The organism is Allonocardiopsis opalescens (assembly GCF_003002095.1).
GTDB lineage: Bacteria > Actinomycetota > Actinomycetes > Streptosporangiales > Streptosporangiaceae > Allonocardiopsis > Allonocardiopsis opalescens.
Map to the genome: position 1 here is coordinate 121,067 of NZ_PVZC01000001.1, position 12,578 is coordinate 133,644.

Sequence of the window (12,578 nt, forward strand, 5' to 3'; positions counted from 1 at the left end):
GAGGGTGGCCCCCTGGGTGGGCGGGGCATGCACGCAGGTCTCCCGCGCCCCCACCCCGCCGGGCCGGACGCCGCGCCCGGCACGGAGCCGCGCCCGGCGGCGCGAGGCGCGCTTGTCAAGGATGCGGCGGCTTTTCCACAGTTCGGCGGCGCCGCGGCCGGATCCGTCCACAGGCGGCCGACCGCCGCTGGCGGCCCCGCCGCCGGCCCGACACGCTGAGGCCATGAGCTCCGCACCCGCATCCCCCCGCCCCGCCCGCCTCCCCGCCTCCGCGGGCGAAGGCCCGCCCCTCACCCCCACCGGCCTGCCGGCCGCGGCCGCCGACCTCGTACTGCTGCGCCGCTGCGCCGGCTGCGGCCGGCACGGCCCCGAACTCTGCCCCGCCTGCCTCGATGAGCTCGCCGCCGCCCCGCGCCGCTGCGGCCCTCGGCGCACACCCGGCTGCCCGCCGTGCTGGACCCTCACCGGCTACGGCGGCACCGGCCGCAGCGTGGTCCTCGCCCTGAAGGAGCGCGGCCGCCACCGGCTCGCGGCGCCGATGGGCCGCGCCCTCGCGCATGCCGTGCGCGCCGCGCTCGCCGCCACCGGCGCATCCGCCCCGGCCGAGCCCGGTCGCCCACCCCGCCGGGCGGCCGGCGTCGCCACCGTCCGACTGGTGCCGGTGCCGCCCCGGCTCGGCGCGCGGCTGCGGCGCGGCTACGACCCCGTCGGCGCGATGGCCGCCGAGGCGGCCCGAGCCCTGTCCGCCGACGGGCGAACGGCCATGGCGGCGCCCGCGCTCCGGCACCGCCGGCCCGGACGCGACCAGGTCGGGCTGGACGCCCGGGCCCGCCACGCGAACCTGCACGGCGCCCTCGCGGTGCGCGGGCGCTGGCGCGCCCGGCTGGCCGGCCGCCCCGTGCTCCTGGTCGACGACGTCGCCACCAGCGGCGCCACCCTGGCGGAGGCCGCCCGCGCGCTGCGCGCCGCCGGCGCCGACGTTCGCGCGGCGATCACCTTCGCGGTCGCCTGACGCCCCCACCGCGACACCACTCCGGTCACGGGAGCGCAGCGAAACGCGAACCGGTCTCTAACTATTTTGCAAACATTTCCACTGACATTCGGGCCGCCGCGCGTTAGCGTGCAGGTATGAGGGGTCGGACCGTGGACACTCGCACCGCCTCGAACGGCGGGGGCCAGGCCCGGTCCGGTCTGATCCGTCGGGAAGCGCCGCCGATCCGCGCCGTGCGCCCCGACCTCCCGGTCCGATGGCCGCACCGCGGTTCCGTCCGCCCCCGTCCGCATCCACCGGAGACCGCCGCGTGCCGCCGCCCCGCAACCGGTGTCGGCTCCCGACCGCCCGGGTACGAGGCAGGTCCGGCGGCGGTCCACCGGGTGGACCGCCCGGCGCCAGCGCCGGGCCGCACGCCCACCACCGCGAAGGGAGCCCGATCGCACAGCACGACCACCGCACGCTGAACGCATCCTCCATAGCCATGGATCGAGGGGGTTTTGTGGACATCATCGTCAAGGGCCGGCGCACCGGGGTGAGCGACCGTTTCCGGCAGCACGTTGAAACCAAGTTGGCCAAGGTCGGGAAGCTTGACCAGAAGGTGATCAGCGTAGATGTGGAGGTGTCCCAGGAACGCAACCCACGCCTCGCCGACCAGCGCGAGCGGGTCGAACTCACGATCCGGTCCCGCGGCCCGGTGATCCGGGCCGAGGCGTCGGCCGACGACCGGTACGGCGCACTCGATCTCGCGCTGGGCAAGCTGGAGGCCCGGCTGCGCAAAATCAGCGACCGCCGGAAGATCCACAAGGGCGCCGCCATGCCCTCCACCGCCGCCCTGATGACCGACACCGACCCGGGCAACGGCGTGGCCGCGGGACTGATGGCCGAACCCGCGCCGGTCGCGGTCATCGACGAACCGGTTCCCGACACCTTCGAGCGTCCGCGCTCCGACACCGAGCAGGACGACCTGGTCCAGATCGACATGGACGGCGACGGACCGCTGGTGGTCAGGGAGAAGTTCCACAGCGCCATGCCGATCACCATCGACCAGGCGCTGCACGAGATGGAACTGGTCGGCCACGACTTCTACCTGTTCCGTGACAAGGAGAGCGGCATCCCCAGCGTCGTCTACCGGCGCAAGGGCTACAACTACGGAGTGCTGCGCCTGATCGACGAGTGACGCCGGGCGCGGAGGCGGCGGGCGGGTGCCCGCCGCCTCGGCGTGTCGCGCGACGCGCCGAGCCTTACCGGCCCAGTGCTTGCGTCCGGTAACCGATTCGGTCAGAGTTCTTGACAGAGCGTCCACCCCCACGGACACGAAGGCCGGGCGGGCTCGCGGCGGTCCGGTGCACCGGGTCGCGCCGCGGCCGGGCCCCGGCCCAGGAGGACGGCGTGAGCGGAACCCCCCAGACCCTGGCCGGCACCGACACCACCGCGAACCGCGAGCCCATCCGCGTGCAGGTGGTAGACGACCACGCCCTCTTCCGGCACGGCCTCGTCATGGTGCTCAGCGGCGAGAGCGATATCGAGGTGGTCGGTGAGGCGGGTGACGGCCAGGAGGCCATCCGCCAGGCGGGCGACGTCCTGCCCGACGTCGTGCTGATGGACGTGCGCATGCCGCGCACCAGCGGGATCGCCGCCTGCACCGGCATCAAGGACGCCGTGCCCAGCGCCAAGATCGTGATGCTCACCATCAGCGACGAGGAGGAGGACCTCTTCGAGGCCCTCAAGGCCGGAGCCAGCGGCTACCTCCTCAAGGAGATCCCCATCGACGAGGTCGCCGACGCCGTCCGCTCCGTGCACGGCGGCCAGTCGCTGATCAACCCCTCCATGGCCGGCAAGCTCATCTCCGAGTTCACCGCGCTGGCCAGGAAGGGCGAGGAGCGCCAGCCGCAGGTCCCCACCCCCCGGCTCACCGACCGGGAGATGGAGGTGCTGCGCTTCGTCGCGAAGGGCCTCAACAACCGCGACATCGCCAAGGAGCTCTTCATCTCCGAGAACACGGTGAAGAACCACGTGCGCAACATCCTGGAGAAGCTGCAACTGCACTCCCGGATGGAGGCCGTGGTCTACGCCGTCCGGGAGAAGATCCTCGAAATCGGCTGACCGCCGCCCCGGTTCGTCCCGGCGGCCGCGCCCCGCCCTGCCCGGTCGCTCCGCCCGCCCGTCCACGCCCCTGTGGACGCGCCCGCGCACTCCGCCCGGCGCCTGAGGAAAACCCGTCCCCATCCGGCCAGGCCCGTCCACACCCACCCCGCCGCCATCGCCCCGCACACCGCAGGACGACAGAATGGGTGTCGGGGAGGCCCCCTGGGTGGGCGGGGGAAGGACTTCTTCCAGAAACCCCCACCCCTGCGGTCGCCGCCCCCCGACCGCCGCCCCTACTCGTTCGCCAGCTTCTCCAGCTGCGCCGCGGCCTCCGGCGGGTCGCACCGCTCCACCCGCACCGCGTCGCAGCCCACCCAGCCGGCCGCCTCGCGCAGCGCCGAAGCCATCGCGGGCACGTTCGCGGCACCGTGCACCGACAGCTGCCGCGCCACCAGCGTCCGGCCGTCCCTGGCCGGGTCGACCCGGCCGACCAGCCGCCCGCCGGCCAGCAGCGGCATCGTGAAGTAGCCGTGCACCCGCTTCTCCTTCGGCACGTACGCCTCCAGCCGGTGCACGAAGCCGAACACCCGCTCAGCCCGCGCCCGGTCCCACACCAGGGAGTCGAAGGGCGACAGCAGCGTGGTGCGGTGCCGCCCGCGCGCGTCGGCCTCGGCGAGCGCGTCGGGATGCGCCCAGGCCGGCGCCTGCCAGCCCGCCACCTCCACCGGCACCAGCCCGGAACCGGGCAGCACACCGTCGACCTGCACGGCCTTCAGCCGGTGGTAGTCGGCCAGGTCGGCGCGGGTCGCCACCCCCAGCCCGCGCCCGGCCGCGGCCACCAGCCGGGTCAGGCACTCCTCGTCCGTGGGCTCCGGGCCGAGCAGCCGGGCGGGCAGCACCCGCTCGGGCAGGTCGTAGACGCGCCGCCAGCCGTCGCGCCGCACGCACACCACCTCGCCGATGTCCAGCAGCCACTCCACCGCGATCTTCACATCGGACCAGTCCCACCACGGCCCGCCCCGCTTGGCCCCGCCCAGCTCGGTCGCCGTCAGCGGCCCTTCGTCGCGCAGCTTGGCCAGCACCTGGTCGCCCGAGCGCTCCGGCACCTTGTGCCAGCGCCAGCCGCGCCGCCGGAACGCCCGCCGCCGGAACGCGAAGTGCGGCCACTCCTCGACGGGCAGCACGCAGGCGGCGTGCGACCAGTACTCGAACGCGTGCGGCCCGTCGCCGCCGCTGCCCCAGTACGCGTGCTCGACGGCGGCGCGGCCCACCGCGCCCAGCCGTGCGTAGGCGACGAGTTCGTGCGAGCGGGCGAGGACCGAGATGGTGTCGAGCTGTACGGCGCCGAGCCGGCGCAGCACCCCCGCGGGGCCGCCGGCGCGGCCGGCCGCGCCCAGGAAGCCCTGGGCGCGCAGCTGCATGCGCCTGGCTTGCTCGGCCGACAACTGGTACCGGGGTGCGGGGGCGGAGCGGGTTCTGGCCGGGGGAGAAGTCATGTCCGGCACACTAGGCGCCCGCGCCGACACCGGCCACTCGGCTTTGCCGGTGGTGTAGTCGGGGAACGACGGACAGTGGAAACGCGTTGGTCCGCGGAAGGCTCAACTCGCCTACCATGTGAAGCCTGGACGACTGTCGCCGACTGCCCGTACGGCGGCGCGGTACCTTGGGCGGCCTGGGCATGCAGGCCCCAAGTCTTGCGAGGAGTACTCAGAGACGTGCCAGTTCTACTCGACAAACTCCTTCGCGCCGGCGAAGGCAAGATCCTGCGCAGGCTCAAGCGGATCGCTCAGCAGGTCAACTCGATCGAAGACGATTTCGTCGACCTCTCCGACGCCGACCTGCGTGCCGAGACCGACAAGTTCAAGCAGCGCTACGCCGACGGCGAGAGCCTGGACGACCTCATGTACGAGGCGTTCGCGGTGGTCCGCGAGGCGGCCAAGCGCACCCTCGGCCAGCGCCACTACGACGTCCAGATCATGGGCGGCGCGGCGCTGCACCTCGGCAACATCGCGGAGATGCGCACCGGTGAGGGCAAGACCCTGACCTCCGCGCTGGCCGCCTACCTCAACGCGCTCGCCGGCAACGGCGTCCACGTCGTCACCACCAACGACTACCTCGCCAAGCGCGACGCCGCCTGGATGGGGCGCATCTACCAGTTCCTCGGCCTCAAGGTGGACGTCATCCACCCCGAGATCAAGGCCGAGAGGCGCCGCGAGGCCTACCTGGCCGACATCACCTACGGCACCAACAACGAGTTCGGCTTCGACTACCTCCGCGACAACATGGCCTGGTCGCTGAAGGACACCGTCCAGCGCGGTCACCACTTCGCCATTGTCGACGAGGTCGACTCCATCCTGATCGACGAGGCCCGCACGCCGCTCATCATCAGCGGCCCCGCCGAGCAGAACTCCAAGTGGTTCGGCGAGTTCGCCAAGATCGTCCCCCGGCTGCGCCGCGACGTCGACTACGAGGTCGACGAGAAGAAGCGCACCGTCGGCGTGCTTGAGGCGGGTGTGGAGAAGGTCGAGGACCTCCTCGGCATCGACAACCTCTACGACTCCGCCAACACCACGCTGGTCAGCTTCCTCAACAACGCCATCAAGGCCAAGGAGCTGTACCACAAGGACAAGGAGTACATCGTCCGCGACGGCGAGGTGCTCATCGTCGACGAGTTCACCGGGCGCGTCCTGGCGGGCCGCCGCTACAACGAGGGCATGCACCAGGCCATCGAGGCCAAGGAGAAGGTGAAGATCAAGGACGAGAACCAGACCCTCGCCAAGATCACCCTTCAGAACTACTTCCGCCTCTACGAGAAGCTGGCCGGCATGACCGGTACCGCGATGACCGAGGCGAACGAGTTCCACCAGACCTACAAGCTCGGCGTGGTGCCCATCCCCACCAACAAGCCCAACGCCCGCACCGACGAGCGCGACGTCGTCTACAAGACCGAGGAGGCCAAGTTCGAGGCGGTCGTCGACGACATCGTCGACTGCCAGGAGCGCGGCCAGCCGGTCCTCATCGGCACCACCAGCGTCGAGAAGTCCGAGATGCTGTCGCAGATGCTCAGGCGCAAGGGCGTCGAGCACGAGGTGCTGAACGCGAAGAACCACGCGCGTGAGGCGTCGATCGTCGCCCGCGCCGGCCGCAAGGGCGCCGTCACCGTCGCCACCAACATGGCCGGCCGCGGTACCGACATCATGCTCGGCGGCAACCCCGACGTCATCGCCGACGAGGAGCTGCAGGCCCGCGGGCTGAACCCGCTGGAGGCCGCCGAGGAGTACGAGGCGGCCTGGCCCGAGGCGCTGGAGAAGGCCAAGCAGGCGGTCGAGGCCGAGCACGAGGAGGTCGTCGAGGCGGGCGGCCTGTACGTGCTGGGCACCGAGCGGCACGAGTCGCGCCGCATCGACAACCAGCTGCGCGGCCGCTCCGGCCGGCAGGGCGACCCGGGCCAGTCCCGGTTCTACCTGTCCCTCCAGGACGACCTGATGCGGCTGTTTAACTCCGCACGCGTCGAGATCATCATGCAGCGGCTGAACATCCCCGACGACCAGCCGATCGAGTCGGGCGTGGTCAGCAAGGCCATCCAGTCGGCGCAGGGGCAGCGCGAGCAGCAGCACTTCGAGATCCGCAAGGACGTGCTGAAGTACGACGAGGTGCTGAACCTCCAGCGCAAGGTCATCTACGCCGAGCGCCGCAAGGTGCTCGAAGGCGCCGACCTGCACGAGCAGGTCCGCAGCATGATCGACGACGCCCTGTCGGGCTATGTCGCGGCCGCCACCGCCGAGGGCGACGCCGACGACTGGGACTTCGACAAGCTGTGGAAGGCCTTCAAGCAGCTCTACCCGATCGGTTTCACGATCGACGACCTGCTCGACGAGTTCGACGGCGACACCACCAAGCTGACCACCGAGTCGATCACCACCAAGGTGCTGGCCGACGCACAGGCGGCCTACGACCGCCGCGAGGAGCAGCTCGGCGCGGAGACCATGCGCGAGCTGGAGCGCCAGGTGGTGCTCTCGGTCCTCGACCGCAAGTGGCGCGAGCACCTGTACGAGATGGACTACCTGCAGCAGGGCATCGGCCTGCGGGCCATGGCGCAGCGCGACCCGCTGATCGAGTACCAGCGCGAGGGCTACGACATGTTCACCGCGATGCTGGAGGCCATCAAGGAGGAGTCCGTCGGCCACCTGTTCAACGCCGAGGTCAAGCGGAGGAGCGAGCCCGCCGCGCCCAAGCTGACCGCCGCCTCGGCGGCCGCCGCGGCCCGCACCGCCGCGGGTGGCGTCCTCACCGACGCGGCCGCCGCGCCCGACACCGCGGCGGCGGGCGGCACCCCGGCGGCCGAACCGGCCGCCGCGGCCGACGACGAGGATGCCGACACCGACACCGACGACGAGATCGTGGTCGCCGGGCTGAGCCGCAGCCAGCCGACCCGGCTGAACTACACCGCCCCCACCGTCGACGGCGAGGGCGGCGTGGAGCGGCACAGCGAGACCGTCGAGGACGACATGGAGAAGGTGCCGCGGAACGCGCCCTGTCCCTGCGGCTCCGGCAAGAAGTTCAAGCGCTGCCACGGCGACCCGAAGAACCGGGTGAGCTGAGCCGGCGCCCGCCGCGCACCGACCGGCGCGCCCCGCCCGGAGGATTCCGGGCGGGGCGCGCCGGCGTTCGCTCCCGGATGTCCTATGACGGGCGGTGCGCGGGCGCCCCGGATACGTCCGGTACGGCCCCAGGGCCACGCTGCGCGCCTTTGCGCCGCCGTCGCAATAGGGAACTGAATGGCGTCCTGGAAAGCGCCAGCGTCGAAATCAGGGCCGCGAGTGTTCAGGGAATCCCGGAACGGCTTCCGTGAGTACAGCCCCCTCCCACCCAGGGGGGCACCCCTACAACAATTCTTCCGCATCCGGCCCTCTTCCCGCGCCGCCTACCGCCCGGTTCTGGACAAATCCCGGCATCCGATCCGAGCCTGTGGAAAACAGCCGGAATCGTCGGGAGATGTGGTACGAGCGTGGAATTCACCCGCCCCACCGCGACGGCGCGCGAAACGGCGGCGCCCGGCCCTCCCGTGCGGGACCGGCGGACGGGATCCGCGAGCGCGGCCCCCACCCTGGCCGGGTGGGGGCCGCTCGGCGCACGGGGCCGCGCCGCGCCTAGTCGGTCTCGACCGCGGCGCAGATCCACCGCCCGTCGACACGCTCCAGGCGCAGCGCCAGGGCGCGGGTGCGCTCCCCGCAGTCGATCACCGCCGTCATCTCCGCCGTCCCGGGTTTGATCACGTGGAACTGGGTGGAGCGCAGCCGCGGCCGGGTGCGCGCACGGTAGATCCCGATCCGCGCCGCCACCCGCCGGTACGCCTGCGCGCTGATGCGCCCGGTCAGCTGCTCGGGCGGCCGCTGACCGGCCAGCACCTCCGCGATGGCCTGCGCGAACCGGGCCGGCGGCAGCTCACCGGGGCGGCGGCCGGCCACCCGGCGCAGCCGCGCCGCCCCGTCCGGCGGCGCGCCGCCGCCGAAGTCCAGCGCCAGCGTTCCGGTCACCTCCGAGGCGGACGGTTCGCCGTCGCTCGGGACGGGATCGACCGGGGGCTCGGTACGCGGGACGGGACGCAGATGGGGGAGTTGTTCGGCATGCGCGCTCCTCGCTGAGGCCGGGGCGGCCCACGAATGCAAATGGTCACTATCGAGGAAGCGCTCTACAGAGCCGTTTTCGGTATATCCAGCAGGAAGAATCTTCCATCCGTTTACCGAATAATGACGGCGTCCGGCGAGAAGCTCTCTCGCCGGACGCCGTGAACAAGGGCAAAGCCCTGATCGACGGGCAATGGCCGCAATGGCCGCCAATCGTGCCGGGCGCTAGGTCGAGCGCCGCTCCGCGTCGCCCGGATCATCGGATTCGCCCGGAGCACCGGAACCGCCGGCCGGGGAGCCGCCCGGTCGGGCGCCCTCCTCCGCCGACGCACCCGGCGCCGGCTCGGCCGGCGCCGCGCCGGCCGTCTCCGGAACGGTCTCCACCGCGTCGTCCTCACGCCCCGGCGTCTTCAGGTTCAGCTTCGTGATCAGGAAGTAGAACACCAGGTAGTACACGGCGAAGTACACCAGCCCGAGCAGGATGATCAGCAGGCCCTGCTCGGTGTTGCTCTTGCCGATGTTCAGCAGCAGGTCGATCAGGCCGGCCGAGAAGCCGAAGCCGAGCTGGCCGCCGAAGCTGGAAACGATCACGAACGACAGGCCCGACAGCACCACGTGCACGCCGTACAGCAGCGGCGCGACGAAGATGAACGCGAACTCGATCGGCTCGGTGATACCGGTGACGAACGCGGTCAGCGCCCCGGAGATCATCAGGCCGCCCACCATCGGCCGCTTCGCCTTCGGCGCCGCCCGCCAGATCGCCAGCGCCGCACCGGGCAGGCCGAACATCAGCACCGGGAACCAGCCGGCCATGAAGCCGCCCGCCGTCGGGTCGCCCGCGAAGTAGCGGTTCAGGTCGCCGCTGACGGTCGCGCCCGGGTTCAGCGGGTCGGGGAAGGAGCCGAACACGAACCAGACCAGCGAGTTCACCACGTGGTGCAGGCCGAACGGCAGCAGCAGCCGGTTCACCACGCCGTACACGCCGGTGCCGACGACGCTCGCCCCGGTGATCCACTCGCCGAAGGCGCCGATCCAGCTGCCCACCGTGGGCCAGACGAAGCCGAACACGACGCCCACGCCCAGCGCGGTCACCGCCGTGATGATCGGCACGAACCGCCGGCCGCCGAAGAAGCCGAGCCAGGTCGGCAGCTTGATCCGGTAGAAGCGCTGCCACAGCAGCGCCGCGATCACACCGATCAGGATGCCGCCCAGGACGTCGCTGGGATTCTTCGCCGCCCAGTTGATCACCGGGACGGGTCCGCCTTCGCTCCAGGTCTGCGTCGTGATCGCCGTGCCGACCGGGCTGTCCGGGAAGTAGTTGAAGAAGATCGTCTTCGAGACGCGGTCGAAGACCAGGTAGCCGACGAGCGCGGCCAGCGCGGTCGACCCGTCGGCGCGCCGGGCGAAGCCGATCGCGACACCGACCGCGAACAGCAGCGGCAGCGCCTGGAACAGCGCGTCGCCCGCGTTCCCGATGATCGGCGCGACCTCGGCCATCCACTCCATGCCGGGGACGTCGGCCAGACCGCCCGGCTCGGACCTGAGTAGCTCGCCGTCCTCGCCGCGGACGTCATTGGTGCCGAGCAGGTCGCCCTGCCCCAGCCGGAGCAGGATCGCGGCGGCCGGCAGCACCGCGATCGGCATCATGAGGCTGCGGCCGATCCGTTGCAGGACCGCCATCGTCTTCGACGACTGCTTGGGGGCGGCCGGCAGGCCGTCCCCCACGTCTGCGCTGGCACTCATCGTTGAGCCTCCTCGAACTGGTTGCGGATAGCGGTGCTGTCGGGTGACGGGATCGACGGACGGAGCGGCCGGGCCGGCCGCAGGGGCGCGCGGCCGGGGGTCAGCCGAGCGGGCGTTTGCGGTGCGGGATCTCCAGCGCGGAGTGCAGCTGGTAGCGGTCCGCGCGGTAGGTGGAGACCGCCAGCTCCACGCAGGTGCCGGCCGCGTAGGACCGGCGCTGCATCTGCAGGACGGCGCTGACCTGGGGGAGGTGCAGCACCTGGGCGTCGGCGGGGTCGCAGATCCCGGCCTCGATGCTCTGCTCGCCCGCGTCCATGACCACCCCGTACTCCTCCTCGAGGAGCCGGTACAGGGAGCGGTCGGTCAGGTCGTGCTCGTCCAGGTCCGGGGCGACCGAGAGGGGGATGTTGGAGCGCTCTATCGCCATCGGCTCGCTGTCGGCGGTGCGCAGCCGCTCCAGGTAGTGCACGGGGGAGCCGGGTTCGATCCCCAGCACCCGGGCCAGGAAGCCCCGGGCCGGGATGATCCGGCGGCTGAGGTCGCGGGCGCCCGGCTGGAAGCCCCGGCTGCGCATGTCGTCGCTGAAGGAGGCCAGTCGCAGCGCCATGTCGATCTTGGGGCGGGCGACGAAGGTGCCCTTGCCCGGCACCCGGTAGAGCCGCCCCTCACTGACCAGCAGATCGACCGCCTGGCGCACCGTCATTCTGGACAGTCCGTAGCGCTGCCCCAGCTCCCGTTCCGAGGGGATCGCGGAGTCGACCGGGATCTGCTCGTCCTCGATCCAGTCGATCAGGATCTCCCGAAGCTGCGAGTACTTCGGCACCGGGCTCTGCGGGTCGATCAGCGGCACATGACACCTCGGTGGGCTTGTCCGTTTTTCGATCTGATTAGGTAGGCTGAGTGCTGGTCTAGGCCGGACTAGACCACACCGCATTTGGCATGTCAACGTATCGAGCGCAGCCGATCTGGTCACGGCTGGGTCACGGCACCGGACGGCTCCGCCAGCGGGTCGGCCGGCCCGGCTCGGACCAGCGGTTACGCGGCGCCGCGCCGACGCGGCGCACTGACAGGAGGCGGCGATGACCCCGACGACCACCCGGATGCACGCGGAGATCGCGCAGCAGCCCGAAGCGCTGCGCGACACCTTCGACGCGCTGCTCCCCCAGGTCCCCGAGATCGCCGCGCTGGCCCGGCAGACCCGCCAGGTGCTGTTCATCGCACGCGGCTCCTCCGACAACGCCGGCGTCTACGGCAGCTACCTGGTCCAGGCCCACGCCGGACGGCTCGCCTCGCTGGCCTCCCCGTCGATCGCCACCACCTACCGCAAGGACGTCGACCTCGCCGGGGTCCTCGCCGTCGCCATCTCCCAGTCCGGCCGCACCGAGGAGATCGTCGAAACCCTCCGGTGGGCCGCCGCCAACGGCGCCCGCACCGTCGGCCTCACCAACGGCGCGGGCTCCCCGCTGACCGAGGTCGCCGACGTGGCGCTCGTCACCCGGGCCGGCAACGAGGTCGCCGTCCCGGCCACCAAGACCTACTCCACCCAGCTCGCCGCACTCGCCGTCCTCGCCCTCGGCCTGGGCGCCGACGTGGACGCCGGCGAACTGCAACTCGTCCCCGACGAGATCGAGCGGATGCTCGGCCAGGCCAACGGCGACCTGGAAGAGATCGTCGAGCGCCTCGCCGGGGTCGGCGGCGCGGTGGTCTCCGGCCGCGGCCTGGCCTACTCCAGCGCCCTCGAACTGGCGCTCAAGCTCAAGGAGGCGTGCTATTTGCACGCCATGGGCCTGTCCTACGCCGACCTGCTGCACGGCCCGATCGCCGTGGTCGACGACAAGACGCCCGCGATCCTGCTCGCCGCCGACTCCGGCCCCACCCTCGACGGCACCGTCGAGCTGGCCCGCCGGGTGACCGCCGCCGGGGCGGCGGCGTACGGTATCGGTGGCGGCGACCGACTCGGACAGGCGTGCACCCTTTCGCTGGAAGGACCCCGACTGCCCGAATGGCTCGCCCCGATCGGCCTGATCGTGCCCGGGCAGCTGCTCACCGAGCGGCTGGCCCGGCGTCTGGGCATCAACCCGGACGCTCCGCGCGGGCTCGGCAAGGTCACCCAGACCACCTGAGCCCCG

General features: G+C 71.9%; 9 protein-coding genes. 5 read left to right on the forward strand and 4 right to left on the reverse strand.

From position 1 onward, the window contains the following. Nucleotides 1-223: 223 nt before the first annotated feature. From CLV72_RS00500 to CLV72_RS00510, 3 genes are all read left to right on the forward strand, one after another. Entirely contained in the window at nucleotides 224-1,012 is a 789-nt protein-coding gene (locus tag CLV72_RS00500) for a ComF family protein (protein WP_146159300.1), read from the forward strand. A 481-nt stretch (nucleotides 1,013-1,493) separates the two neighbouring features. Next, nucleotides 1,494-2,171, forward strand: a complete 678-nt coding sequence (gene hpf / locus CLV72_RS00505) for a ribosome hibernation-promoting factor, HPF/YfiA family (RefSeq protein WP_106237358.1) — start codon at nucleotides 1,494-1,496, stop codon at nucleotides 2,169-2,171. 212 nt (nucleotides 2,172-2,383) lie between these two features. Next, nucleotides 2,384-3,097 (forward strand): response regulator, encoded by a 714-nt coding sequence (locus tag CLV72_RS00510; protein WP_106237361.1) that lies wholly within the window; start codon nucleotides 2,384-2,386, stop codon nucleotides 3,095-3,097. A gap of 275 nt (nucleotides 3,098-3,372) precedes the next feature. On the opposite strand, the gene CLV72_RS00515 is transcribed toward CLV72_RS00510, so the two are convergent. Further along, nucleotides 3,373-4,575 carry a winged helix-turn-helix domain-containing protein gene (locus CLV72_RS00515; protein ID WP_106240915.1) on the reverse strand — a complete coding sequence of 401 codons (1,203 nt, stop codon included), beginning with the start codon at nucleotides 4,573-4,575 and terminating at the stop codon, nucleotides 3,373-3,375. 219 nt (nucleotides 4,576-4,794) lie between these two features. Here CLV72_RS00515 and secA point away from each other — a divergent pair, with 219 nt between their 5' ends. Further along, the gene (secA, locus tag CLV72_RS00520) at nucleotides 4,795-7,680 is read left to right on the forward strand and encodes a preprotein translocase subunit SecA (RefSeq protein WP_106237365.1); all 2,886 of its coding nucleotides are present in this window, start codon (nucleotides 4,795-4,797) and stop codon (nucleotides 7,678-7,680) included. Nucleotides 7,681-8,229: 549 nt separating this feature from the next. Here the strand turns inward: secA and CLV72_RS00525 are convergent. The 3 genes from CLV72_RS00525 to CLV72_RS00535 form a co-directional block, all read right to left on the reverse strand. Then, entirely contained in the window at nucleotides 8,230-8,616 is a 387-nt protein-coding gene (locus CLV72_RS00525) for an Rv3235 family protein (RefSeq protein WP_106237369.1), read from the reverse strand. Between the two features lie 315 nt (nucleotides 8,617-8,931). Beyond that, complete coding sequence (locus CLV72_RS00530) at nucleotides 8,932-10,449, reverse strand: PTS transporter subunit EIIC (RefSeq protein WP_106237372.1); 1,518 nt, start codon at nucleotides 10,447-10,449, stop codon at nucleotides 8,932-8,934. A 100-nt stretch (nucleotides 10,450-10,549) separates the two neighbouring features. After that, a complete protein-coding gene (locus tag CLV72_RS00535; protein WP_425428038.1) occupies nucleotides 10,550-11,293 on the reverse strand; it encodes a GntR family transcriptional regulator in 744 nt (247 codons plus the stop codon). Between the two features lie 235 nt (nucleotides 11,294-11,528). Here CLV72_RS00535 and CLV72_RS00540 point away from each other — a divergent pair, with 235 nt between their 5' ends. Then, entirely contained in the window at nucleotides 11,529-12,572 is a 1,044-nt protein-coding gene (locus tag CLV72_RS00540) for an SIS domain-containing protein (protein ID WP_170140825.1), read from the forward strand. The last annotated feature ends 6 nt before the right edge of the window (nucleotides 12,573-12,578 follow it).